General features: G+C 57.1%; 21 protein-coding genes and 2 tRNA genes. 20 read left to right on the top strand and 3 right to left on the bottom strand.

Annotated features, from left to right (window positions below; translation table 11 throughout):
• Positions 1-11: 11 nt before the first annotated feature.
• Positions 12-88, bottom strand: a tRNA-Pro gene (locus VN577_14565).
• A 408-nt stretch (positions 89-496) separates the two neighbouring features.
• Here VN577_14565 and VN577_14560 point away from each other — a divergent pair.
• The 11 genes from VN577_14560 to VN577_14510 all read left to right on the top strand — a co-directional run bounded on the left by VN577_14560 (position 497) and on the right by VN577_14510 (position 14,115).
• Positions 497-1,831, top strand: a complete 1,335-nt coding sequence (locus VN577_14560; GenBank protein ID HWR16047.1) for a TolC family protein — start codon at positions 497-499, stop codon at positions 1,829-1,831.
• Complete coding sequence (locus VN577_14555; protein ID HWR16046.1) at positions 1,831-3,075, top strand: HlyD family secretion protein; 1,245 nt, start codon at positions 1,831-1,833, stop codon at positions 3,073-3,075. The genes VN577_14560 and VN577_14555 overlap by 1 nt, the downstream gene beginning before the upstream one ends.
• Positions 3,075-4,652: a DHA2 family efflux MFS transporter permease subunit gene (locus tag VN577_14550; GenBank protein HWR16045.1), complete on the top strand. Its 1,578-nt coding sequence runs from the start codon at positions 3,075-3,077 to the stop codon at positions 4,650-4,652. The genes VN577_14555 and VN577_14550 overlap by 1 nt, the downstream gene beginning before the upstream one ends.
• 33 nt (positions 4,653-4,685) lie before the next feature.
• Positions 4,686-5,834 carry an N-acetylglucosamine-6-phosphate deacetylase gene (gene nagA, locus VN577_14545; GenBank protein ID HWR16044.1) on the top strand — a complete coding sequence of 383 codons (1,149 nt, stop codon included), beginning with the start codon at positions 4,686-4,688 and terminating at the stop codon, positions 5,832-5,834.
• Positions 5,835-5,859: 25 nt separating this feature from the next.
• Complete coding sequence (locus VN577_14540; GenBank protein ID HWR16043.1) at positions 5,860-6,981, top strand: isomerizing glutamine--fructose-6-phosphate transaminase; 1,122 nt, start codon at positions 5,860-5,862, stop codon at positions 6,979-6,981.
• A 74-nt stretch (positions 6,982-7,055) separates the two neighbouring features.
• On the top strand, positions 7,056-8,078 hold the full coding sequence (locus VN577_14535; protein HWR16042.1) for an aldo/keto reductase: 1,023 nt from the start codon (positions 7,056-7,058) through the stop codon (positions 8,076-8,078).
• A 72-nt stretch (positions 8,079-8,150) separates the two neighbouring features.
• Complete coding sequence (locus VN577_14530; protein HWR16041.1) at positions 8,151-10,766, top strand: protein kinase; 2,616 nt, start codon at positions 8,151-8,153, stop codon at positions 10,764-10,766.
• A 37-nt stretch (positions 10,767-10,803) separates the two neighbouring features.
• Complete coding sequence (locus VN577_14525) at positions 10,804-12,066, top strand: PDZ domain-containing protein (protein HWR16040.1); 1,263 nt, start codon at positions 10,804-10,806, stop codon at positions 12,064-12,066.
• Complete coding sequence (locus VN577_14520; GenBank protein HWR16039.1) at positions 12,051-13,265, top strand: cation:proton antiporter; 1,215 nt, start codon at positions 12,051-12,053, stop codon at positions 13,263-13,265. The genes VN577_14525 and VN577_14520 overlap by 16 nt, the downstream gene beginning before the upstream one ends.
• A gap of 1 nt (position 13,266) precedes the next feature.
• On the top strand, positions 13,267-13,989 hold the full coding sequence (locus VN577_14515; GenBank protein ID HWR16038.1) for an RNA methyltransferase: 723 nt from the start codon (positions 13,267-13,269) through the stop codon (positions 13,987-13,989).
• A 38-nt stretch (positions 13,990-14,027) separates the two neighbouring features.
• Positions 14,028-14,115: transfer RNA gene (locus tag VN577_14510), tRNA-Leu, on the top strand.
• 62 nt (positions 14,116-14,177) lie between these two features.
• Here the strand turns inward: VN577_14510 and VN577_14505 are convergent.
• Complete coding sequence (locus VN577_14505; protein ID HWR16037.1) at positions 14,178-14,342, bottom strand: zinc ribbon domain-containing protein; 165 nt, start codon at positions 14,340-14,342, stop codon at positions 14,178-14,180.
• Between the two features lie 136 nt (positions 14,343-14,478).
• Here VN577_14505 and VN577_14500 point away from each other — a divergent pair, with 136 nt between their 5' ends.
• Positions 14,479-14,649 carry a hypothetical protein gene (locus VN577_14500; protein HWR16036.1) on the top strand — a complete coding sequence of 57 codons (171 nt, stop codon included), beginning with the start codon at positions 14,479-14,481 and terminating at the stop codon, positions 14,647-14,649.
• Between the two features lie 3 nt (positions 14,650-14,652).
• Here VN577_14500 and VN577_14495 read toward each other — a convergent pair whose 3' ends face one another.
• Positions 14,653-15,429, bottom strand: a complete 777-nt coding sequence (locus VN577_14495) for a hypothetical protein (protein HWR16035.1) — start codon at positions 15,427-15,429, stop codon at positions 14,653-14,655.
• Positions 15,430-15,802: 373 nt separating this feature from the next.
• On the opposite strand from VN577_14495, the gene typA reads away from it, so the two are divergent.
• The 8 genes from typA to VN577_14455 all read left to right on the top strand — a co-directional run bounded on the left by typA (position 15,803) and on the right by VN577_14455 (position 24,435).
• Positions 15,803-17,632: a translational GTPase TypA gene (typA, locus tag VN577_14490; protein ID HWR16034.1), complete on the top strand. Its 1,830-nt coding sequence runs from the start codon at positions 15,803-15,805 to the stop codon at positions 17,630-17,632.
• Between the two features lie 173 nt (positions 17,633-17,805).
• Positions 17,806-20,253, top strand: a complete 2,448-nt coding sequence (locus VN577_14485) for an ABC transporter permease (protein ID HWR16033.1) — start codon at positions 17,806-17,808, stop codon at positions 20,251-20,253.
• Between the two features lie 158 nt (positions 20,254-20,411).
• A complete protein-coding gene (locus tag VN577_14480; protein ID HWR16032.1) occupies positions 20,412-20,612 on the top strand; it encodes a cold-shock protein in 201 nt (66 codons plus the stop codon).
• Positions 20,613-20,752: 140 nt separating this feature from the next.
• Complete coding sequence (locus tag VN577_14475) at positions 20,753-21,304, top strand: LemA family protein (protein HWR16031.1); 552 nt, start codon at positions 20,753-20,755, stop codon at positions 21,302-21,304.
• Positions 21,305-21,357: 53 nt separating this feature from the next.
• Complete coding sequence (locus tag VN577_14470; protein ID HWR16030.1) at positions 21,358-23,106, top strand: DUF2207 domain-containing protein; 1,749 nt, start codon at positions 21,358-21,360, stop codon at positions 23,104-23,106.
• A gap of 122 nt (positions 23,107-23,228) precedes the next feature.
• Entirely contained in the window at positions 23,229-23,750 is a 522-nt protein-coding gene (locus VN577_14465) for a hypothetical protein (GenBank protein HWR16029.1), read from the top strand.
• A complete protein-coding gene (locus tag VN577_14460; GenBank protein ID HWR16028.1) occupies positions 23,747-24,193 on the top strand; it encodes a phage holin family protein in 447 nt (148 codons plus the stop codon). Before VN577_14465 ends, VN577_14460 begins: the two co-directional genes overlap by 4 nt.
• Positions 24,190-24,435: a hypothetical protein gene (locus VN577_14455; protein ID HWR16027.1), complete on the top strand. Its 246-nt coding sequence runs from the start codon at positions 24,190-24,192 to the stop codon at positions 24,433-24,435. The genes VN577_14460 and VN577_14455 overlap by 4 nt, the downstream gene beginning before the upstream one ends.
• The last annotated feature ends 173 nt before the right edge of the window (positions 24,436-24,608 follow it).

The raw sequence follows: 24,608 nt of genomic DNA, 5'->3' as shown, positions 1-24,608 counted from the left end.
GAGAGAAAGATTGGTCGGGGAGAGAGGATTTGAACCTCCGACCCCCTGGTCCCGAACCAGGTGCTCTACCAGGCTGAGCCACTCCCCGACGTCGATGAACGCTGGATTTTTTGTTGCAGAACGCGGTTATTCACCGCAGACGTAATTATACCAGACCAAGTTCCGTCCTCATCGGAAGCCTGCCTTCCGCAGTCATTTCTGCGTGCACAAGCTTCCAGCATCACGCCGAATGATTCCCATACTCCACTTTGCTCATCCAATATTTCGGTCGAGCACGTAAACTAATTGTGGTGTGGTGGGCTTGGTTGAGCCCAATACTCTTGGTGTGTACGAGCTGTTTAATAGATGAGGAACGCAAGTGCTTCACAAACGTAAGTATCTTTTTTTGTTTGCAGTTCTTCCCATTTTGATAGTTTTGGCAGCCGGAGCTTCCGGCCAGAATTCGCCAACCTCTTTTAGTGCGGAAACAACTCGTGGAAGCCAGGGAGCAGGGGAGTTGCCCGGTCTGTCTGACCTGGGCGGCGAGAACCCGTTTGCAGGCAGTGTGAGTGGTGAGAAGGCCGTGCCCGGCACTGTCTCGATCACCCTCCTCGATGCCATCGACCGCGGATTGAAGTACAACTTGGGACTAGTCTCCTCTATTCGGGCACAGGAATCGGTCCGGGCGGCCCGGTTGCGTGCACTGTCGGCACTTATGCCTTCGCTGTCAGCACGAGCCGTTGAGAGCATCCAGCAGGTCAACCTTGCAGCGTATGGATTTGCCCCTCCAACCGGTTCACCGATCGTTGGCCCGTTTGCTGTTACCGACATACGCGCATCGGCCAACGTGCCGATCATCGACATCGAGTCCATGCACCGGCTTCGTTCTGCCGATCAGAACAGCGAAGCAGCGCAGTTCAATTACCGGAACGCCCGTGAATTGGTGGTAGTAGCGGTTGGTTTGGCTTACGTTCAGGCACTCGCGGCAGAGGCTCGCGTCGACGCCGTTCAGGCACAGTTGCAGACGGCCCAGACTCTCTATCAATCCGCCGTTGACCAGAAGAATGCTGGCGTCGTTCCCGTGATCGATGTCTTGCGCGCTCAGGTGGAAATGCAGGCCCAGCAGCAGCGCCTTGTCGCCGCTCGGAACAGCTTCAACAAACTAAAGCTCCAATTAGCCCGGGTAATTGGGCTGCCGGTTGGGCAGGAATATACGCTGGCACAAAAAATCCCATATAAACCTGCACCTCCACTCACGCTGGAGGAATCAATCTCTCGTGCGCTGCGTGATCGCCCTGACTTCGCCTCGGCCCAGGCGAGGGTACGGGCAGCCGAGTACACTCAGAATGCCGCCAGGAGCGAGCGGCTGCCGCGCTTAGGCGTGAGTGGCGACTACGGTGTAATCGGGCCAAATCTCGGAAACTCGCATGGAACTTTCTCGGCTGCGGCGGCTATCACCGTTCCCATATACCAGGGTGGCCGGATTCAGAGCGACATTCAGCAGGCCGATGCAACCCTGAAGCTGCGTCAGGCTGAAGCCGACGATCTGCGGGGACGGATCGAATACGAGGTCAGGGCAGCTTTTCTTGATGTAGCTTCCGCAGCCGAGTTGGTGCGGGTTGGCCAAAGTACGCTGGAACTAGCGAACCAGACACTCGCACAAGCCCAGGATAGGTTTCGCGCGGGCGTTACAAATAACATCGAAGTTGTACAGGCGCAGGAATCTGTCGCCAATAGTAATGAAGCATTTATAAGCAGCACGCTCCAGTTCAACCTTGCCAAGCTAGCATTGGCGAGGTCGTTGGGAACCGCAGAGCGAGCAACGAAAGAATTTTTGGGAGGTACCCCATAGTGGCTGACTCGAGAGATGAGTCGAAAAACGCAATTTTGACCGAAGATATGGACTCGGCACGTGAGCCGTTTCCTGAGGAAGTAGAGGACCGTAGTAAAGGGGCGAAGGCCAAGGCCTATTTCCGGGATCACCCACGGGCGAGATGGGTCCTTATTATTGGTGTCATCGTAGCCGTCGCGGTCGGCGTGTTCCTTTGGCAGTATTACACGGTTCGCGAATCCACCGACGACGCGCAGATGGATGCACATATTTACCCGGTCAGCGCTCGCGTTGGAGGTACCGTCATTGAAGTGCGGTTCCAGGAAAATGACCAGGTGCAGCAGGGGCAGGTTCTAGTCCAGCTCGATCCTCGCGACTACGAAGTTGCGCTTCAGCGCGCCCAGGCTGAACTCAGCGACGCGCAGGCGAATGCTCGCGCTGCGAGTACGGGCGTGCCGATCACGAGCACCACCAGCACCAGCGGTGTTGCTACCGCGAGGGCAAACCTGAACGCCGCCCAGAAGGCAGTAGACGCCGCCAAGGCTCGCGCACGCGAAGCGGAAGCCATGCACAATCGAGCGGCGCAGGATCTGAAGCGCTTCCAGCAACTGGTCGAAAAAGAAGAGATCTCGCGTCAACAGTACGATGCTGCTGTCGCTGCCGAGCAAGCTGCTCGCGCCACCCTGGATGCTGCTGGCTCGCAAGTCGCCAGCGCCGAAAGCCAGGTCGCGCAGGCGCAGGCTGCGTTGCAATCCTCGTTGACGGCACCGCAGCAGATACAGGTGCAGCAGGCGAAAGCCGGAGCTGCCAGTGCGACGGTGCAAACTCGCGAAGCGGCATTGGCCCAGGCACAACTGAATCTCAGCTACACCACCATCAAGGCTCCGGTGAACGGTATTGTGAGCCGGCGCAACGTCCAGGTCGGACAGGTAGTCCAGCCAGGGCAGCCGGTAACGTCCGTCGTCGACCTCGACGATGTTTGGGTCACGGCGAACTTCAAGGAAACTCAACTTAAGGACATGCGAGTAGGTCAGTCCGCCAAGATCCACGTCGACGCTTACGAGAGCGATCTCAACGGACGAGTCGAATCCATTGGCGGAGCGACGGGAGCTCGCTTTAGCCTGCTTCCTCCCGAGAATGCCACCGGCAACTTCGTCAAGGTCGTTCAACGGGTCCCGGTCAAAATCGTTCTCGATAAGGGGCAGGACACTCAACATCGGCTGCGGCCTGGGATGTCTGTAGTCGTTACGGTGCTCACGAAGTAATGGCGACTGCTGCTGCCATCGATTCCGTGCAAGAGCGCCTGGTCAACCCGTGGATCATTGCCGTTGCGGTGATGTTGGGCACCTTCATGGAGGTGCTCGATACCACGGTAGTGAACGTGTCCCTGCCGCACATCGCGGGTAACCTCTCCGCAAGCACCGAAGAAGCCACATGGGTTCTGACTTCATATCTCGTTTCGAACGCTATCGTTCTGCCCATGACGGGTTGGCTTTCAAACCATTTCGGACGCAAGCGCGTGCTGATGGTTTCAATCCTCGGCTTTACGGTCTCCTCGGTTGCCTGCGGAATGGCTCCGAGCCTGCCGCTGCTGATCTTGTTCCGCGTGATACAAGGTGCGACCGGCGGCGGTCTACAGCCGCTATCGCAAGCAATCATGCTCGAAGCTTTCCCGCCCGATAAGCGCGGGAAAGCCATGGCGTTTTGGGGACTCGGAATTGTTGTGGCCCCCATGCTCGGCCCCGTCATGGGTGGCTGGATTACCGAGAACTACAGTTGGCGTTGGGTGTTCTACATCAATCTTCCAGTCGGCCTGCTGGCGATGCTCATGTCCCAGGCCTTCATTCACGACCCCAAGTACATTTCGCGCAAGTCGCAGTACGTCGACTACTGGGGTATTGGGTTGCTGGCTGTCGGCATGGGTGCGCTGCAGATCATGCTCGACAAGGGGCAGCAGGAAGATTGGCTTTCGTCCAACTTTATCGTCTGGTTGATGGTCGCCGCCATAGGCGGACTAGTCTTCTTCATCATTAACGAGTTGTTTGAGAACCAGCCCATCGTGAACCTGCGCGTCTTCAAGAATCGAAGTTACGCGACTGGTGTGTTCATGATGACCGTTCTGGGGTTCGTCCTTTACGGTGCGACTGTTCTGATTCCCATTTACCTTCAGCAATTGCTTGGCTACTCCGCGCTCGATGCTGGCTGGGCGATGCTTCCTCGCGGACTAGGCTCGTTCATCGCCATGCCGTTCGTCGGCATCTTGATGTCGAAGGTTGAGCCGAGAAAGCTCTTGTTCATCGGCCTTAGCGTCGCAGCGTACTCGTTGTGGGATCTCTCGCACGTAAACCTGAACGCCGGCTATTGGGATGTTTTCTGGCCGCAGTTCATTCAGGGTATGTCGATGGGCTTCGTGTTCGTGCCGCTCACCACCGTCACTCACGACTCCATCCCCAAAGAACAGATGGGCAACGCGACCAGTCTCTTCAACTTGATGCGCAACATCGGAGCGAGCGTCGGTATTGCCATGGTGACAACCATCGTCGCACGCCAAACGCAGAGCAACATCAACGTTCTCGGAACCAGTGTCAATCCCTCCAATCCGGCTGCAACGCAGATGACCGACGCCGCTCGCGCATGGTTTATGTCACAGGGTATGGACTCCACCACTGCGGGAAAGCAGGCCGTCGGCGCGCTTTGGGGTGAGGTTCAGCGTCAGGCGTCGATGGTCTCATTCATTCATGCGTTCCGTTTTCTCGCGATTATGTTCGTCGCCGTTCTGCCACTCATCCTGATTATGCGAAAGACATCGGGCAAGGGAGGCGGCGGTGCAGCCATGCACTAGTGAATTTCGGTACAATGATCCCAATACCGAAAAGTGAAAACAGTTTTTACAGCCCGGCTCGCTTTCACACCGCTAACAGCGATCGAAAATCCAATCATCATGGTGGAAGACGGCTATGTGGTTTCCGTTTCATCGCGAGCGAGCACGCAAGTCCCCGATAATGTCCGTCTCATCGATTTAGCCGACAGCGTCCTCGCGCCTGGATTCGTGGATATTCATGTCCACGGAGGCGCGGGTTACGACGTCATGCAGGAAGACCGCGAAGGACGTGCTCGGATGGAGCGCCATTTCGCGAAGCACGGGGTCACAAGTTACTGTCCGACTACCGTTACGGCCCCACTCGACTCGACCTATGCCGCACTTGAGCGCATTGCGAAGGCCGCCAAGTCCGGCGAAAGCGGTCGCGCGAAACCGGCCGGAATTCATATTGAAGGTCCGTTTATCAGTCACGCAAAGCGCGGCGTGCATCCGCCTGAAAACTTGGTAGAGCCCTCCATCGATCTGTTTGAGAAGATGTGGCAGGCAGCGCAAGGCAAGGTCGCTGTCGTGACGATCGCTCCGGAAATCCCGGGAGCTCTTGAGACGATTAAGTACGCGGCCGAACGAGGTGTCTGCAACAGTCTAGGTCACTCAAACGCAACGATGGCTGAGGCTGAGAAGGGAATTGCCGCCGGAGGACGTCACGCCACGCATACGTTCAATGCGATGCGTCCGCTTGATCACCGTGATCCCGGTATCCTCGGTGCGGTCCTCTCCGATGATCGTGTCACCGCCGATATCATCGCCGACGGAATCCATGTTCATCCGTCGATGGTAAGTCTCTTTCTTCGTGCGAAAGGTCGCGATCGCGCCGTGCTGATTACCGATGCGATCAGCGCCACCGGAATGGGCGACGGGCAGTTCCAACTCGGTCCTTTCAAGGTCGAAGTGAAAGGCGATCGCTGCGAGTACGAAGGAAAGCTCGCCGGAAGCGTGCTTACCTTGGACCGCGCGGTGACGAACATTATGAAGTTCTCGGGGTGGTCGCTACAGCATTCGGTTCAGTTGGCGACTCTCAATCCCGCACGCGTCATCGGTCGAAACGATATTGGGATTATTGCACCCGGATCCCAGGCGGACTTTGTCGTGCTCTCACGCGAAGGCAAGCTTCAGCGAACAATCACGAACGGTTTTGCAGAATAAATAAGATCGGCAGGAATAATCAGACATGGTTCATACGTTCCCCCACATAATGATCAAGGAGATCTTCGAAAATCCTCGGGCTGTACGCGACACAGCCTTGGGACGAGTGGATTCGGCCACCGGCCGCGTAACGCTCGAAGGAATTCACCTGCACGCGGAAGACTTCTCCAAAATCCGCAAGATCAGAATTGCCGCCTCTGGCACCAGTCGCCACGCCGGTATTGCCGGGCGGTACATGATCCAGGAACTTGCGTGTGTTCCCGTCTACGTTGAGCATGCCAGCGAATTCGAATATGGCAATCCGATTACGGGCCCAGATGAGTTGACGATTGTTATCACCCAGTCAGGCGAGACTGCCGATACTCGCGGCGCTATGCATCTTGCGAAATCGCGCGGCTCGAAGATCTTGGCCATTACCAACGTAGTGGATTCCACCATCGCCCGTGAAGCCGATGCTGTGATTTACACGCATGCCGGCGCGGAGATCAGCATTGCCTCGACCAAGGCCTTCAGCGCCCAACTGGTCGCCCTCTTCCTGCTTGGTGTTTACCTGGGCGATCTTCGCGGGACATTGACTTCAGAGCAGTCGCGCCACTGGATCACCGAACTGCTTGCCATGCCCGACAAGATTACGCACACCCTTACGCGTGACACTGAGTGCAGCGCCTTGGCGGAAAAGTTCTACAAGAGCGAGGATTTCCTCTTCATTGCTCGTGGCGTTCATTTCCCGATCGCGCTCGACGGTGCCCTGAAAATGAAAGAGACTTCGTACATCCACGCCGAAGGGTATCCCGCGGGTGAAATCAAACACGGCCCTTATGCGCTCATAGACGAGAAGTTGCCCGTTGTAGCCATCGCAACTCGCGATCCGAATGATGCAGCGGCCGTGCGTCGCTCGGAACGCACTCTCGCGAACTGCAAGGAAATCACGGAGACCGGCGGTCGCGTGATCGTTATCGCTACCGAAGGAGATCGCAAGGTCGAGGAAGTTGCTCAGGATGTTATCTATGTTCCCGAAGCGCCCGAACTGCTGTCTCCGCTCGTAGAGATCGTTCCGCTGCAACTGCTGGCGTACCACATTGCCGTGCGTCGCGGGGTGGATGTCGATCGCCCCCGCAACCTGGTAAAGGCCGTCACAACCGAGTAGTAGTCGGAAAAACATTTGGGAGCGTTGGCGACCAACCGCAGTGGCATTCATCTATTCATGGATAGGAGAATCCCATGACTCGTGACCGCCGCAGCACCAATCAGACCGCCATGGAATACCGCCGCCTGGGCAGAACGCAGGAGCAAGTCTCCGCTATCGGCCTCGGCTGCATGGGCATGTCGGAGTTCTACGGCCAGCGCAACGACGAAGAATCTATTGCTACCATTCATCGCGCGCTCGATCTCGGTATCAACTTCCTTGATACCGCCGATGCTTACGGCATGGGCCACAACGAGCAACTGGTAGGGAAGGCTATTAAGGCTCGTCGTGACGAGATCTTCCTTGCCACGAAATTTGGTAACGTTCGCGATGCCAACGGCGGATGGGTAGACATCTGCGGCCGTCCCGACTACGTCATCGAAGCCTGCAATCAGAGTCTCCAGAGACTTGGCCTCGACGTTATCGATCTTTACTATCAGCACCGCGTCGATCCCAATGTTCCGATTGAAGATACAGTCGGGGCTATGAAACAACTGGTCGAGCAAGGGAAAGTTCGTTATCTGGGACTCTCCGAAGCGGCATCGAGCACCATCCGACGCGCACATCAAATCCATCCCATCGCCGCACTGCAGACCGAGTATTCCGTTTTTACCCGTGATCCGGAACCGGAGATTCTTCCCACTTGCCGTGAGCTTGGTATCACTTTCGTCGCATACAGTCCGCTCGGACGCGGCTTTCTCACCGGGGCAATCAAGCATCAGGAAGACCTGCCGACGAACGACTATCGCCGCAACGCCCCGCGTTTTCAGGGCGAGAACTTCACCCGCAACATCTCTTTACAGGAGCAACTCGAGCAAATCGCAAGGGAGAAAAGTTGCACGCCCGCGCAACTGGCCTTGGCGTGGTTACTGGCGCAGGGCGACGACATCATTCCCATCCCCGGAACCAAGCGCCAGAAGTATCTCGAGCAGAACGCACAGGCAGTGAACGTCAAGCTCACGTCTCAGGAGTTGGCACGGATCGCTTCGGCTGTCCCATCCGACAGGGTCGCTGGACCTCGCTATCCGGAGATGGCCATGAAACGCGTTAACCTGTAACTACTGCCGCCGGCCGCGACAGAGGTTGACCATCGCCAGCAGCCCACATAACATCGCACGTAAGGCATACGGGTGATCGGGCAGACCATTTCGCACTATCGGATCCTTGGCAAGCTGGGAAGTGGCGGCATGGGTGTGGTGTACGAGGCCGAAGACCTCAACCTCGGCCGGCATGTTGCGCTGAAATTCCTGCCCGACGACGTGTCGAAATCTCCGCAAGCGGTGGAGCGCTTCCGTATGGAGGCGCGTTCCGCTTCCGCCCTGAATCACCCGAACATCTGCACGATTTACGAGATTGCCGAGGTCGATGGGCACGTCTTCATCGCCATGGAGTTGTTGGATGGTGCGCCACTGGATCGTCATCAAGCCGGGCGCCCCTTCGATACTCAGGAACTGCTAGACCTCGCCATCCAGATCGCCGATGGGCTCGATGCAGCCCATTCCCGCGGTATCATCCACCGCGACATCAAACCCGCTAACATCTTTGTGACCACGCGTGGGCAGGCCAAACTACTCGATTTCGGACTCGCCAAGCTCGTGGCCGAGAAGAAAGCCGTGGCGCAGACCACGGCCGCCACCGTTGGTGCCACAGATTCGCACCTCACCAGTCCCGGAACTGCCGTCGGCACCATCGCCTATATGTCCCCCGAGCAGGCCAGAGGTAAGGACCTTGACGCCCGCAGCGATCTGTTTTCCTTCGGTGCCGTTCTGTACCAGATGGCCACCGCGAAGCTCCCTTTCGAGGGCGATACCTCGGCGGTGATTTTCGATGGCATCCTGAACCGCGATCCCGTCTCTCCTTCAGAGCTCAACGGCTCTCTTCCTCCCAAGCTGGAAGAGATTATTCGTACCGCCTTGGAGAAGGACCGCGATCTTCGCTACCAGAGTGCCGCTGAAATGCGCGCCGAACTCAAGCGTCTGAAGCGCGACACCAGTTCCGGACGCGTGCAGATCGCAACCCAGGTCACCACTGCAACGAAGGTGGTGCCGAAGAGTTCTGGATGGGGAATCATTGCACTCGTTGCTGTGCTGTTCGTCATCGCCGCCGTGATCGCTGGATACACGGTGTTCAAGAAACGTCCTGCACTGAATGTGCAGAACATGCAATTCGAAAAGCTTACCGACTCGGGCAAGGCCGTCCAGGCCGGTGTCTCTCCCGACGGCCGCTACATCGTTTACGTGCTGCGCAACGGCGAACAGCAGAGTCTGTGGGTCCGGCAGGTCGCAACGCGCACGGACATTCAGGTGCTCGCGCCGGAAGCGGTCGTATTCGTCGGGGTTACGTTCTCGCGAGACGGCAACTACATTTACTTTGTCCGGTCAGACAAGAGCACAGCTAATTATCGGTATCTTTATGTCATGCCCGTGCTTGGCGGCACTCCCCAGCAGATCGCCAAGGACGTCGATTCGCTTCCGACCTTTTCTCCTGACGGCTCGCAGTTCGTGTTTGCCCGTGGCGTCCCTGGACGGGGCACAGATTTCATCATCGCGAACCAGGATGGCTCGAACCCGCAGGTGCTGAAGTCCATTACCGGCCAGTCTCCACAAACCGTGGACTGGTCGCCCGACGGAAAATCAATCGCCTACGGGACGGTGTACCTCGGCAAAGATATTGCCTTTGCCCTCGAGCTACTGAACCCTAAAGACGGCTCAATCAAGCGGCTGTTGAGTTCGCCCGACCCCATCCTCGCTGTTGTGTGGTTAGGAGATGGATCTGGCCTGCTGTCCATCATCAATGATCGGAAGCAGGCGAATAACCAGATATTCTTCATCTCCTATCCGGATGGCAAACGCACTCGCTTCACCAACGACCTGAGTTTCTATGCCGGCTGCTGTCTCGATATAACTAGTGACGACAGCAGGCTGGTGGCCGTCCAAACCAGTGTCGAGAGCAACCTGTTCCGCTTGCCCAATGGAGATACCAATCGCGCCCGCCAGATCACGTCTGGTGAATCGCTCGGCTTCGGAATCCGCATCTCCGGCGACCACATCTACGCATTGAACCGTCGCACCGAACTGGTTCAACTCGATCTTGACGGAACGAATCCAAAGAACCTTGTTAGCGGCCTGGAGCGTATTCAGAGCGGCACTCGCTGCGGAAATTACGTCGTGCTGGTTGGGTTGAAAGAAAGCCTGAACATCTGGCGTATCAATCTCGACGGCTCGAACCTGACCAGGCTGACGGATTTGGGATCTGCCAACAACCTCTCCTGCACTCCCGACGGGAAGAACATCATCTTCAGCGATTCTCGCAAGTTGCAGACCATGTCCGTCGAAGGTGGCCCCATCACCCAGTACGACGTCCCCGGCAAACCAGGGATGAATGGTTTCGTCTTCTTCTCCAATGATGGCCGGTATCTTGGGTTCATCTACACGGGCGCGGATTTCCAAGTCCGCTGCCTGGTCCTTCGCGTTTCCGACAACAAGCAGGTAACGGACTTCCCGGTTCCATTGGGTGCGGACCTCGTGCGGTTTACTCCCAATGGTGACGCGGTCGCGTATCTTCTAGCCAAAGACGGCGCCCGAAACGTTTGGGCTCAGCCAATCAACGGCAAGCCTGCATACAAGGTGACTAACTTCCCATCAGGCGATTCCTTTTCTTTCGACTGGACCCCCGATGGCAAAGACCTGGTGATTTCTCGCGGTTCTCAGAAGAGTGATGTAGTCCTCGTGACAGGTTTCCGCTAACGCGTGTAAGACAACGGATTCACGAACCGGAGATGGAATGTTTCTTTCTGACCGCAATCGCTACGCGGCGATTCTGGCAGTCATCGCAGTTCTCATACTCACGACCGGAATCTTGCTCCGGCCCTACTTCGGCTCGCACCACAAAAACGGCGAAGAACGTACTGTTACTCGCGCCGAACTGGAAGGCCTTCAGCAACTGGTCCGCCGCAATAGCCTGCGAAATCTTTCCAACACCTTCGCAAGCGTCGGCGAGCAGGCTTCTTCGCGTGTTGCTCTAATTCAACCGTGGGGCGTTTCCGGGGTCATAATCCCCAAACTCGGCCTCATTGTTCCCAAAAGGCTGGATGCCTTGCCCCGCGAGGGTGCCATCGGAATCGGCGCTGCAGCCCCCGCCTTTTCGCCCGGCAGTTGGATTCCCGGCCTGCCCTTCTTCAGGTCGTCCGCGAACCCCGGCACGGATCTTGTCGAATCCAGGTTGGCAACCGCTCCACCGCAACTCGCTACGTGGGTGCTAGTCGTCGCTGAGAATTCCGCTCAGGAATCCATCGTTAGTCCAGGCATCTATAACGGCTTTGGGAAAGGGGATTGCGGCCCGTTCATTCAGAACCGCATGTTGACAACGATCCCCTTGAACAACTCGCATCTCGGCGGCGCATTGATAGATCTCGAGGGCGACCTGCACGGCGTGGTAGTGCCTTGCGACGACGGGCCTGCGGTGATTCCCGTTTCTGAAATTCAACGGGCCATTTCCGGAGGGAACTCGCCGACCGGTACCGCACTTTCCATGTACGGGGTTCGTTTCAGATCGCAGTCCGCCGGTGGTTCGGCGTCTCCCAGTGTGGTAGTTCAGGAGACGTGGGACAACTGGCCCGCCGAAGATGCCGATCTGAGGCCTGGTGACGAGATCCTTTCCGTAGACAACCAGCAGGTCTCGCTGCCGCAGGAAGCAGCCGCTATCCTCGGACGCGCCGCTCCATCAGGCCACGACCTTCGAATTCGTCGCGGACAAAGACGCATCACCATTCACCTCTCTCCGATTCATGTGGGCAGAGTGTCCTCCGAGGGTTTGATAGGCGTCGTGCCAAACGATGACGCGGGCGTGGCGCTCAAGCGGGTGTTGCGCGGGAGCAGTGCCGATCGCGCTGACATTCGGCCGTCCGATCGCATTCTTGAAATCGATGGAATGAAGGCATCGATCGCCTCCGTAGAGCGCGCCCTGGGTGATTTTCGCGTGCCTGAACCTTCAACCGTGCTCGTGCAACGCCCAGGCCGCAGAGTACTGATATGGGTGACGCCATGAACGAACTTGCTTCTGTCGCGCTCATCCTGTTGCTGTCACTGCTCGCGGGGCATCTGGTCAAATTCCTGCGTATTCCGGAAGTCACCGGTTACATCCTTGCCGGCATCATCGTCGGACCATCTGTGCTGGGCTGGATCAACGAGCAGAATCTGACGTCGCTGAGCGTGTTCAGCGAGATTGCTCTTGCGCTTATCCTCTTCTCAATCGGGTCCATCTTCGAGTTCGGGCACTTCCGGAGCATCGGAAGGTCCGTCGTGCGGATCACGGCACTCGAGTGCTTCTCGACAGCAATTCTGGTTACACTGGCGACCCTCGCGGCGGGTGAACCGTGGCGGATCGCGGTCTTGCTCGGAGTCGTTGCCATGGAAACCGGCGCCGCTTCCACATTGATGGTAATCCGCGAGTACAACGCCCAGGGCCCTTTCACACAGGCGCTTACCGGCGTCATCGCCATCAATAACCTTTTTTGCCTCGGTTCGTTCCTGCTGGTTACCGCGGTTCTTCAATTGACGGGCAGCTTCGGAAGTTCCGGCATCAACGTTTATCAGATTCTCTACACCATTCTCTGGCAACTGCTGGGCTCAATCGCGCTTGGATATCTTGTTGGCCTGCTGCTTGCGGCATGGTGCACAAAGGTGGTGGAGCACGGCGAGACGCTCATCCTGCTCATCGGATGTGTGTTGTTGTGCGCAGGTGTTTCGCTGGTACTCGATCTCTCGACACTGGTCGTAAGCCTGACGTTAGGCGCTACAACGGCCAACTTCTCGGCGAATACCGGACGTCTCGCGCGGGTGCAGTCGCGCACCGATCCGCCTTTCTATGCAGTGTTCTTCGTCATCGCCGGAGCTCATCTGCAACTCGGGCTGCTGAAGTCACTAGGCGTTGTGGGTCTCGCATACATACTTGGACGAGCCATTGGAAAAATTGGCGGCGGCTATGCCGGCGCTCGTCTCGCACAACTGCCGGATGAGTTCCGTGGACGTATGGGCTTCGGCTTGATGGCGCATGCTGGACTTGCGATTGGCTTAGTCTTGTCGCTCACCAAACGCTTCCCGAATCTTGGTGCGGAACTGAGTACGATCGTCTTGGGCGCAATTCTCGTTTACGAAATTGCTGGACCCGTTAGCGTGAGGAATGTCCTGCTGCGGAGTGGGGAATCGCAGGCTCGAACCGCGAATGCGCTGGAGGTCCTTGAATAACGTGCCCGTGAGCGGCGAACTCATCGTGGTGCTGGTTTCAACTCGGAACCCACTGAACATCGGTGCGGCCGCGAGGGCGATGAGCAATTTCGGATTTACCCGGCTGCGGGTCGTGAATCCGTATGATGTTGCGTTTCGAGAAGCACGGTCCGCCGTGGGCGCAGCCGAACTGCTTGCTTCCGCCAAAAGTTTTGCGTCGGTTGCTGATGCAGTTGCCGATTGCCATCTCGTCGTCGGCACCACAGCCGGCACAAACCGCGAACTCGATCATCCCATCCGCACCCTTCCTTTCGGAGGCGGACTGATTCGCAAGCAGCTGGTGTCCGGCAACGTCGCGTTACTTTTCGGTTCGGAGAAACGGGGTCTCTCGAATGACGACCTTGCGCATTGCCACTGGCTTCTACAGATCCCCACCCGGGAGGCGCATCCTTCGATGAATCTCGGCCAGGCGGTGGCGGTCTGCCTCTACGAACTAGCTCGCGATCCGAAGATCCGTGTTGAGACGGCATTGACGCCCCGCGCGACGGCCGCCGAATTGGAGCGGCTCACCCAGGTATTGCTAGAAGCACTTGATGCCAGCGGCTACATAAAGCCGAAGACGGCAGCGGTTACGAAGGAGAAACTGCGGCGAATGGTGCGGCGGATGAAACTCGCTCCGGCGGACGCGGAGACACTACTGGGGATGCTGCGGAAGGTGGCCTGGAAGCTGAAGTCGCAGAAGTAGCAGGAAATCCCCTGCTATACTGTCTGTGCCTACCCTAAGCCGGGATGGCGGAACTGGCAGACGCAGCGGACTCAAAATCCGCCGGTACTTGGTACCTTGGGGGTTCGACTCCCCCTCCCGGCACCATCAAACAAGTCAACCGAAGATATATCGCCTCTCGAGCGGCCGATGAGTGCTTTCCGCTACATCTAGCTCTTCTTTGACGTCACTGCGGTGAATGCGGCGGCGATCTGGTGGACTTTCTTGCTACCGCATTTCGGACACTTGATCCTTTCGTCGTCGTGCTCGTGCAGGGTTAGTGTCAATTCAAATTCCTTTTTGCAGGCTTCGCAGAAGTAGTCGTAAACCGGCATAGGCGCCCCCTGAGCGGTAGAATTCTCCCACCAAAACTCCTGCGTGTCATCCGTGCCGGGTCACTTTTCAAGGAGGAACGAATCACAGACGGGTCCTTCCCGGCGCGGTAAGGTAAAGTTGCTAGTGGAGGCTCTTATGGCGACTCCAGATTCAGATCAGCAAGTCATTAAGAATCTCACCGACGTGCGCCAACTGCTTGAGAGTATTCGGACTGAACTCGATCGCCATCCGAAGCTGGAAGAAGCGATCGTCAAACTGGAGATGGCGCTCGAGAACCTGACGATCAAGTCAGGCGGCATGCTCTAGGCATTACCACTGGCTGAGCTTGATGTCGTCAACCCAAACGCTCCATGGACGTGGGGTGCTGATTGAGTCCATCTGAAACGCCACGTCGATACCGCTTCCCGATGCCGGAATTGCGTCGAAGCTCATATTCACCTCCGAACGTTGGCCGTTGAGTGTCACGGCGATGAACCGGACTTTGTTGTCGGAAGTTCGTTCGAGTTCCCACGCCATGCGGTTCCATTGATTCGCGACCGGTTCGGGGCACTGCTTGCCTGAGGTGTACCAGCGTTGAGAGTTGTGGTCCCAGACGCGCCAAGTGCCGGAGCCTCGGTAGTCACACTGGGTGGCGTACTCGTAGCGCCATCCTGAGGCATTCTGGTTTACCGCGAATTCCAGTGCCTGGCCTGCGCCGGGGTCGGCGACGTAGAACGAAAGTTCATAAAGATAGCGCGTGATGGCGTCGTTCCCGCCGACCTGCTTCCACCAGAGTGCCGTATTCCAGGCAGTTCCGCTGCTGATGTGGAACTCGATTGCCGATCCGGTAAGCGAAGGAGACGAAATGCTCTGCGTCATCGAGTAGGTTGCGTCTGTGCCCGGCTCTCCGGAACAGTCTCCGCTACAGGAACTCCAGTTTGTCATCTTATGAATGTCTGAAACTACCTTGACGGGAGCGGTACTCACGCCGCCGTTTTGGCCCGATTGGACAGGGCTGGTAACCGAGGAGCCACTTTGCGCGGCACTGCCACAGCCGCTCAAGCAGAGCGCTGCCGTCAACAGGACTGCCAGATGAAACCGGTACATTCGTCCTCCAGACCGACGTCTGGACGAACTGGCGCCCGAACATTCTCTGCTTAATACCGGCGCAATGAATTCGGTTACATACCTTACGGAGCTAGGCAAAACTGCTTAGGAGTTAATGGGCGTTCGAAGTCAGCTAAAACTCCGCATAGAAGTGCGTGCAAACTGCCCGGTGCCTCTCACCTTTGTGCTGGAGTTCTGCTGACTGACTAATGATCCGACGAGAGATATCAGCGTCCGAACCCGAGCCCCTGATAAACTAGAAACCACGTACCCCTGTTGGTTACTTCAACCGCTGTACCGTCTGCAAGGCGCAAACCCCAACCATTCATAAGGTTTATGCGTGCAAACGCACCAGCTATAAAAAGGAATTGGATTGAGTAAGGGAATTCGCAACATCGCCATCATTGCCCACGTTGACCACGGCAAGACAACGCTGGTCGACGCTATGCTTCGCCAGAGCGGGATTTTCCGCGCCAACGAGGCCGTTGTCGAGCGCGTCATGGACTCGAACGATCTCGAACGCGAACGAGGCATCACCATTCTGGCCAAGAACACCGCCGTCTTCTACCACGATTACAAGATCAACATCGTGGACACGCCCGGCCACTCCGATTTCGGCGGGGAAGTGGAGCGCGCGCTCAAGATGGTGGATGGCGTGATGTTGCTGGTGGACGCCAGTGAAGGTCCGCTGCCGCAGACGCGTTACGTGCTCAGCAAGGCGTTGGAAGCCAAGCTGCCGCCCATCCTTGTGATCAACAAAATCGACCGCCCGGATGCTCGCGCGCAGGAAGTACTGAACGAAGTCTACGACCTTTTCATTGATCTTGACGCTGCGGAAGACCAACTCGACTTCCCGGTCCTCTATACGAACGGAAAACTCGGAACCGCAACGACGGATCTCGCCAAGCCCGGCGAAGATCTGCAGCCCTTGTTTGAGGCGATCGTAAAAACTATTCCGGAGCCCCAGGGCACAATCGATGGTCCGCTGCAAATCCTGGTCGCGAATCTGGACTACTCGGATTACCTTGGCCGTCTGGCGATCGCACGCGTTTTCAACGGGACCATGAAGGCGGGCGAAGAAGTCTCCATCGCCAAAGTCGATGGCTCATTTCAGAATACAAAGATCACTAAGCTGTTTTCTTTCAACGGGCTCAAGCGGGTCGATGTGAGCGAAACCGAGTTGGGGGATATCGTCGCCGTCGCCGGTGTCGCGGGGATTACGATCGGTGAAACGATCACCAACGTCGAAAATCCCGCGCCCCTGCCGCATATCAGCATCGACGAACCAACAATCGCGATGCAGTTCTCGGTGAACACTTCGCCTTTCGCCGGCAGGGAAGGGCAGTACGTCACGTCACGAAATCTGCGCGAACGGCTTGACAAGGAATTGCTCACCAACGTCTCGCTGCGCGTGGAAGAAGGGTCGTCTCCTGACACCTTTAAGGTGCTGGGCCGCGGCGAACTCCAACTCTCCATCCTGATTGAGATGATGCGGCGGGAAGGCTATGAACTCGCTGTGTCGAAACCCGAAATCGTTACCAAGAGGATCGATGGCAAGTTGATGGAGCCTGTCGAGCACCTGACCATCGACATCCCCGAAGAATTCGTGGGAGTTGTCATCGAGAAGCTCGGCATGCGCAAAGCCGAAATGCAGAAAATGCATAACCACGGCTATGGCCGCGTCCGCATGGAGTTCCGCGTACCGAGCCGCGGCCTGATCGGCCTTCGCAGCGAGATGCTAACCGACACCCGTGGAACCATCGTCATGAACTCGCTCTTCGATGGCTACACGGAGTGGCAGGGCGAAATTCCCCATCGCCTCACCGGAGCGCTTGTTGCGGACCGTCCGGGCACCACCACGGCATATGCTCTTTATAACCTCCAGGAACGCGGGGAACTCTTTATCGGCCCTGGCGTGGACGTGTACGAAGGCATGATTATCGGCGAGAATTCGCGCGATAACGACCTCGACGTGAACGCCGTGAAAGAGAAGAAGCTCACGAACATGCGGTCGTCCACTGCCGACGAAGCCATTCGACTGGTCCCGTTCCGTCCGCTCAACCTGGAGCAGGCGATCGAATTTATTGCCGACGACGAGTTCGTGGAAGTTACGCCGAAATCCCTGCGCCTGCGCAAGAAGATCCTTCAGTCGAACCGCCGGCCGCGGAAGAACGTGGCCCCGGAAGGCGTGGAAGTAAAGTAAAACTGGGGTTCCGAAATCACCAGAGCGCGGGCGTCTCCCGCGCTCTTTTTCGTGTTCGTTTCCGGACGATCCCTCTCGGATTCGGACATTTCCCAACAATACGCCCCGTATTTTCAACCGCTTACGCGCCTTTAAATGGAACGTCCAATGCAATGACATGAGCAGGTGTTCCTATGTGGCGAATTCCCCAGGAAGTTAAATATGCTCTCCGCACCTTGCTGAAACGACCGGCCTTCAGCGCAATCATAGTGGTTGTACTTGCCCTCGGCATCGGCGCAAATACTGCCATTTTCAGCGTGGTAGACGCGGTTCTCCTGCGGCCACTTCCATTTCCAGAGCCGGATCGCATTGTGCAGGTCTGGCACGTGCCTCCGGCAAGAAGTTTTCCAGGACTAAAGAAGTTCGCGTTGTCGCCCGCTAACTTTCTCGACTGGCAGAAGGAGAGTACCAGTTTCGAAAGTATGTCGCTGATGGGGAACGGTACCGCAACGTTGACCGGCTCAGGCGATCCGCAGTCGATTACCGGAACCCGAGTGTCTCCCGCATTCTTCTCGGTGCTGAAAGCCACACCGTTGCTGGGCCGGACATTTACCCCCGAGGACGGCAGTACCAGTTCGCCTAAGACGGTAATCTTGTCTGAATCGTTCTGGAAAATCAATTTCGGTGCGGACAAGAACATCGTTGGGAGGAACCTCGTTCTCGATGGCGAACCGTTTACGGTCGTCGGCGTCATGCCGGAGAAGTTCACCTTCCCTACCTATACGCCAACAACGAAAATCTGGACCTGTCTGCAGTTCACGCCGAAGGAAGCGGCGGTCCGCGGCAATCACAATTACTTAGCGATTGGACGCCTTAAGTCGGCCGTGACGCTGGACCAGGCACAGGCGGAACTTTCTACCATTGCCTCGCGACTGGAAAGTGAGTATCCCGCCGACAACGCCGGGTGGGGCTCGCTGATTGTTCCTCTGCGAGAAGAACTGGTAGGTGACGTCAGACCGGCATTGCTGGTGCTGTTGGGTGCGGTGGCGTTTGTGCTGTTGATAGCCTGCGCCAATGTTGCGAACCTTGTGCTCGCGATGACGCTGTCACGCCGAAAGGAACTCGCGATCCGCGCGGCGTTGGGAGCATCTCGTAGCGACCTGATTCGGCAGGTAGTGTTGGAGACTGTGCTGTTATCGCTTGCCGGCGGAGTGCTTGGACTGTTCTTCGCACATTTGGGCGTCCAAGTGATTACCAATTTCTTGTCAGACTCACTGCCAAGGACAGGCGCTATCCAACTGGATGCGCCCGTATTGCTTTTCACCTTCGCCATAGCAATCCTTACCGGACTCCTCTCCGGCATCATTCCTGCATCCCGCTTCGCGAAGGGCGATGTAAACGACGCATTGAAGCAAGGCCTTGGCCGAACCGATGCGGACTCCGGAGGGACACGGACGCGGAGCGTCCTCGTTGTCTCCGAGGTGGCGCTGTCGCTGATGCTCCTGGTTGGCGCGGGCCTGATGGTGCGAACGTTCTTCCACCTGCAAAACACGAGCCCCGGAGTGGATCCGAAGAACGTATTCACTACCTTCATCCCTTTGCCGGAGGCGAAGTACGACACAGCTGAGAAACGCCGTGGCTTCTATACCCAGCTGCGTGACAAGATTCGTGCACTTCCGGGAGTCGAGTCGGTTGCATACATCGATTCGCTTCCCCTCCAGGGCGGATCGAATCAACCGATCCTGATTGAAGGTCGTCCCGTGCTACAGATGGCCGATCAACCGGAAGTGCACGTTCGCAATATCAGCCCCGGTTATCTCAACACTATGAAGGTTCCGTTGCTGCGAGGCCGCGATTTCTCTGATAGCGATACAAGCGGTACACCGCCCGTGATCTTGATCAGCCAGTCACTCGCACGGGAGTTCTTTCCGAACGAAGATCCCATCGGAAAGCACATCAGCCTCGACTTAACCGACAAATACCTCGAGCTACCCGTTACCCCACGGGAAATCATCGGCATCGTGGGAGATGTGAATATGGTAGGGCTGGACAGCGATCGGTCCAATGCAGCGGTGTACCTGCCCTCTCTACAGGTGTCAACCGGATACATGACGCTGGTGGTCCGTACTGTGAACCAACCCGGCGCCTTGACAACGGCAGTGGCGAACGCCGTGCACGCCCTGGATCCAACCCAAACCCTGGTGGGCACTCAAACCATGGAAGAAGTTGTTTCGGAGTCGCTAGCGCATCGCAGATTCACCATGATCCTGCTGGTAGCGTTCGCCGGATTGGCTATGGTACTTGCCGCGGTAGGGATCTACAGTGTCCTCTCTTACGCGGTTCGCCGCCGTGTCCGAGAGATCGGCATCCGGATGGCGCTCGGAGCCCAGGTCCGTGACGTAGTCCGGATGATTGTGATGGACGGCCTGAAGCCGACCATTATCGGTGTGGTGCTCGGATTCGCAGGGGCCCTGGCTCTGGGACGTGTGCTGGCCAGCGTGATCTACGGCGTCAGTTCGCGGGATTCGCTGACCTTTGCGGGTGTATCCGTGCTCCTGGTCACCGTTGCCCTACTGGCGACCGCCGTTCCAGCGTACCGAGCCGCCCAGGTGGAGCCAGTACGCACTTTGCGCGACGAATAACCCCGGGCGGGTCCGTCCCGCCCTCCTCGTGTATAATGCTGGTAGCAGTTTGAACTCGTTTCATTGAGCACGTCCTGCCTAGGTAACCGCCTGACGCATACCTGCCCGAGATACGCCGATTCATTCAGCTTCAAATTAGAAATTCGAGGAACAACAAAGTGGAACAAGGAACAGTAAAGTGGTTTAACGATGCAAAGGGCTTTGGTTTTATCACCCGTCAGAGCGGCGAAGATGTATTCGTGCATTTTTCCGCGATTCAGTCGAACGGATTCCGCAGCCTTCAAGAAGGCCAGACGGTCCAGTTCAACGTCGTGAAAGGCCCCAAGGGTCTCCAGGCCGAGAGCGTTCAGGTTCTCTAATCTGAGTCGTTAAGCCAGAAATAGAAAGGGCGGCGCAAGCCGTCCTTTTTGTTTTCCAGCCGCCGGGCTCTTCCGTATTACTGCCGAGCTATCCCCTCTTTATGCGACAATTCCTCCGACACTGACGCTTGGAGGCGGCATTGACCCTGATCATCATTCTTGTAGTCATCGCCCTCATCATCTTCTTCATCATCGGGCTCTACAACAGCCTGGTCCAACTGCGGGTCCGCGCAGACTCCGCCTGGTCCGATATCGATGTTCAACTGAAGCGCCGTCGCGACCTCATCCCGAACATAGTGGAAACCGTGAAAGGCTACGCCGCACACGAGAAGGGGACATTCGAAAATATCGCGAAGTGGCGTTCCGCCGCGATGTCCGCCACCACTCCCGCGGAAGTGGCGCAAGCTGAGAATCAGCTCACCGGCGCGCTACGCCAGTTGTTTGCCGTCGCCGAAGCTTATCCGCAACTGCGCGCCAGTGAGCAGTTCACGTCGCTCACACAATCCCTGCAGGAAGTGGAAGACGCAATCCAGAACGCACGCCGTTACTACAATGCCGTGGTGCGGGACTACAACACCAAGATCCAGAGCTTCCCGGCAAATATGATTGCTGGTGCGTTGGGGTTCCAGGCGAAGCAGTTCTTTGAACTCTCCTCGCCTCAGGAGCGAGAGGTCCCGCAGGTGAAGTTCTAGCAAGTCATGACGGCTTTGCCGCAAACTTCGAAACGGAATTGGGCGACCTTATCATGAACAGAACATCTCTAAAGAGCCTTCGTGGGCTCTTTTTTCTTTGTGTCGTTCTTTTGGCAATACCGGCCTACGCCCGCGACTGGCGTATCTCCGATTTTGCCGCCACCTACTCAGTCGACAAGACAGGCGGCGTCTTTGTAATCGAGCGGATCACGTTTGTTTTCATCGGATCTTTCCAGGGTATCTATCGCACCATCCCCGTGGAATATCCAGGTCCGCGGGGAACAAATTACTCGCTCTTTCTGAAGGTGGCCAGCGTCACCGACGATCAGGGCCGCTCGCTAAAATACGAATCGAAGCGAGAGGGAGCCTACCGTAAGCTGAAGGTCTACATTCCCGGTGCTCAAGACACTTCGAAAACCATCGTCATTTCCTATTCAGCGCCAAACGCCACTCGTTTCTTCGACGATCACAACGAGTTCTACTGGAACGTAACTGGAAACGACTGGCCTGTTCCCATCGACCATGCGACTGCTTTCGTGCAGTTTCCGCAAACGGCTGCGTCAGGACTTCGTGCCCAGGCTTTCACCGGCGTCTACGGCTCACATGATCAGGAAGCCGAAGCCACCGTGGAAGGCGCGCAGGTCCGCTTCGAGATCACCAATCCGCTGCCCATGCGTGGCGGACTGACCATCGACATCTACATGCCGAAGGGCGCGGTCGAACAACCGGGAGCGCTCACGCGCGCCAACTGGTTCATTCGAGGGAATCCCGGAATCTTCATCCCCATCTGGGCCTTCGTTGTGATGTTTCTGTTCTGGTACTACAAAGGCCGGGATCCAGATCCAGGCCTTTCGGTGGCGCCCATGTATGAGCCTCCCAAGGGACTTACGCCCGCGGAGGTCGGCACCCTTGTGGATGATCGCACCGACCCGCGGGACATCACCTCGACCTTGGTCGATCTCGCTGTTAAGGGATACGTCCGCATTCGCGAGACCAAACAGGAGGGCTTCTTCTTCGACTCAAAGGACTACGAGTTCGACCTGCTCAAGCCATCTTCGGAATTCTCGAAGCTCAGTTCGCACGAGCAGGTTATGTTGACGAATTTGTTCGGAGGCGGTTCGCAGACCACCCTTTCAAGTCTCAAGAATCGGTTTTACACCGCTCTCCCGGTGATGCGGCAGGACATCAAGGCACAGCTGAAAGCCAAAGGTATGTACCTGGTTGATCCGGACTCCGCGCATGCGCTTACGATTTTCGCCGTGATCCTGATCGCGGCACCGTTTGCCGCATTGCAGTTCCTGGGTGCGATTTCGCTGTTTGATTCACCCACGGTGACTATCGGCGGGGGTATTCTCGCCCTTATTTTTGTCCTTATCTTCGGGCGGAACATGAGTGCTAAAACGATCCTGGGCGGACGGACCCGAGTTCACATTTTGGGTCTGCAGGAGTTTATGAACCGCGTGGACAAGGACCGTTTACAGCGTATGCCACCGGACACCTTTGAGAAGTTCCTGCCCTTCGCCATGGCGCTCGGCGTGGAACAGCGATGGGCGCAGGCCTTCGCCGGCATCATGCAGAATCCGCCGACCTGGTATCAGCCATACGGTGGCTACTCGGGAATGAACTTCAACTCCATGATGTTCACCCACAACATGAGTCGCCTGACGTCGGAGGCGCAGAACGTCTTCGTCTCCGCTCCTCGATCCAGCAGCAGCGGCTCCGGATTTGGCGGCGGCGGCTTCAGCTCCGGAGGAGGTTTCAGCGGGGGTGGGTTCGGCGGCGGCGGCGGCGGAGCCTTCTAGCAGCCGTGTTGCCCGTTCCAGGGCGCCGCTTCGGTGGCGCCCTTACTCTTTTTCCCTGACCACTCGCTCGCCTTAAGCCTCATCCAAACCCTTGAATCCAACCTATGGAACTGAGAGACAACATGGCTGAACCGGTACGCAACGATGAACCGTTGAGCAGCATGCGTTATCCCGAGTCGCCCGGGAGCTCTGTCCGGCCCGGACCCGTACCTGTTGAGCGGTCAATCGACTACTCGAACTCGCAAGCGCTGCTGCCCGAGACTGCTACTGAACAATCCCTTGGTGAGTGGCCGCACGAGCGGCATTCATCAGACTTCGACCAGGAGCATCGCTCCAGCGGAGTGGCGAACGTCCTTAACACCGTCAAGGATAAAGCCCGCCAAATCCCCGGCTTCGTCTCCGACCGTGTCGAGGATCTTCGGTATCGGTTCCGTCTGATTCGCGGTCGCGCAAAAGAAAGTGATGTCGCAGACAGAATCAAGGACCAGGCTTCCGAGCTTGCCGATACCGCGTCGCGGCAGGCGCGATTTGCCCGTAACCGCGCTCAATACTACGCACGCAACTATCCGCTCCAATTCATCGCCGGTTCGGCAGCCACAGCTTTTGTGGTGGGCTTCCTTCTGCGCGTGTGGAGGGACGAATGAACTCGAATATTCACTACATTGACGAACATGAACGCACCGCGAACGGTCGCTCCATCGGTGCGACCGTGAACGAAGCCAAGGAAGAATTTAAGCGATTCGCGGAAACCCGCTTGGCGATGCTTCAAGCCGAGATGCGCGAGAAGATCGCCAATCTTAAATCGTCGGCACCTCTGCTGGTAATCGGCGGGTTACTCGCAGCCACCGCATTCCTGGTACTGACGGCGGGGCTTGTGGCGCTGGTGTACACGTTCTTTGCCGGCTCGCTGTATGCCACATTCCTCGCTTGCGTGATCGTGGGCGTTGTATATGCGATCTTCGGCGGTGCCGCACTGTTCATGGGCTACCGCAGCATTACCGAAAAGGGACTCGTGCCAGAACGGACCATCAAGGTGCTGAGAGATGACAAAGTCTGGCTACAGAACGAAGCGAGGACTCAGTTATGACCACCCCGATCTCCCCAGACGTTCCAACCGATATCCTTGAACAGCAGGCCGCAGAGCAGCGTCGGCGTATCCATAACACCGTTTCCGAGCTGCGTACGCAGGTAAAAAGTACGGTACGGGAGAAACTCGACGTCCGTCGGCACGCTCGCGAGTACGTCTGGCCGGCGTCCGCGGCAGTTGCCATTCTCGGGTTGTTGTTCGGTTACGGCACCGCCGGAACCGTCAAACACATGGTGAGTTGATTTCCTCCTCACCCTGGCAGTAAGGGCGGGCGATTTGGCTCGCCCTTACTGCATATACCCTATCTGCAGCGGTGTTTATCAGTTATGTCCATTCTCAGTGTGCTAAACGCTACCTTTGCTGCTCCTTCCGTGATATAAACCCGAAGTAGTTATCTCCCCCAGCATCGTCGGCT

The organism is Terriglobales bacterium, from assembly GCA_035561515.1.
Taxonomy (GTDB): domain Bacteria; phylum Acidobacteriota; class Terriglobia; order Terriglobales; family Acidobacteriaceae; genus DATMXP01.
This window is presented reverse-complemented; position numbering and strand designations above follow the sequence as displayed.

Bases quoted from the DNA above. Each gene is read 5' to 3' on its own strand.
- VN577_14550 (HWR16045.1), top strand. From the start codon at position 3,075: ATGGCGACTGCTGCTGCCATCGATTCCGTGCAAGAGCGCCTGGTCAAC.
- VN577_14540 (HWR16043.1), top strand. From the start codon at position 5,860: ATGGTTCATACGTTCCCCCACATAATGATCAAGGAGATCTTCGAAAAT.
- VN577_14455 (HWR16027.1), top strand. From the start codon at position 24,190: ATGACCACCCCGATCTCCCCAGACGTTCCAACCGATATCCTTGAACAG.
- VN577_14485 (HWR16033.1), top strand. From the start codon at position 17,806: ATGTGGCGAATTCCCCAGGAAGTTAAATATGCTCTCCGCACCTTGCTG.
- VN577_14500 (HWR16036.1), top strand. From the start codon at position 14,479: ATGGCGACTCCAGATTCAGATCAGCAAGTCATTAAGAATCTCACCGAC.
- VN577_14505 (HWR16037.1), bottom strand. From the start codon at position 14,342: ATGCCGGTTTACGACTACTTCTGCGAAGCCTGCAAAAAGGAATTTGAA.
- VN577_14465 (HWR16029.1), top strand. From the start codon at position 23,229: ATGGCTGAACCGGTACGCAACGATGAACCGTTGAGCAGCATGCGTTAT.
- VN577_14535 (HWR16042.1), top strand. From the start codon at position 7,056: ATGACTCGTGACCGCCGCAGCACCAATCAGACCGCCATGGAATACCGC.
- VN577_14520 (HWR16039.1), top strand. From the start codon at position 12,051: ATGGGTGACGCCATGAACGAACTTGCTTCTGTCGCGCTCATCCTGTTG.
- VN577_14525 (HWR16040.1), top strand. From the start codon at position 10,804: ATGTTTCTTTCTGACCGCAATCGCTACGCGGCGATTCTGGCAGTCATC.
- VN577_14495 (HWR16035.1), bottom strand. From the start codon at position 15,429: ATGTACCGGTTTCATCTGGCAGTCCTGTTGACGGCAGCGCTCTGCTTG.
- VN577_14460 (HWR16028.1), top strand. From the start codon at position 23,747: ATGAACTCGAATATTCACTACATTGACGAACATGAACGCACCGCGAAC.
- VN577_14470 (HWR16030.1), top strand. From the start codon at position 21,358: ATGAACAGAACATCTCTAAAGAGCCTTCGTGGGCTCTTTTTTCTTTGT.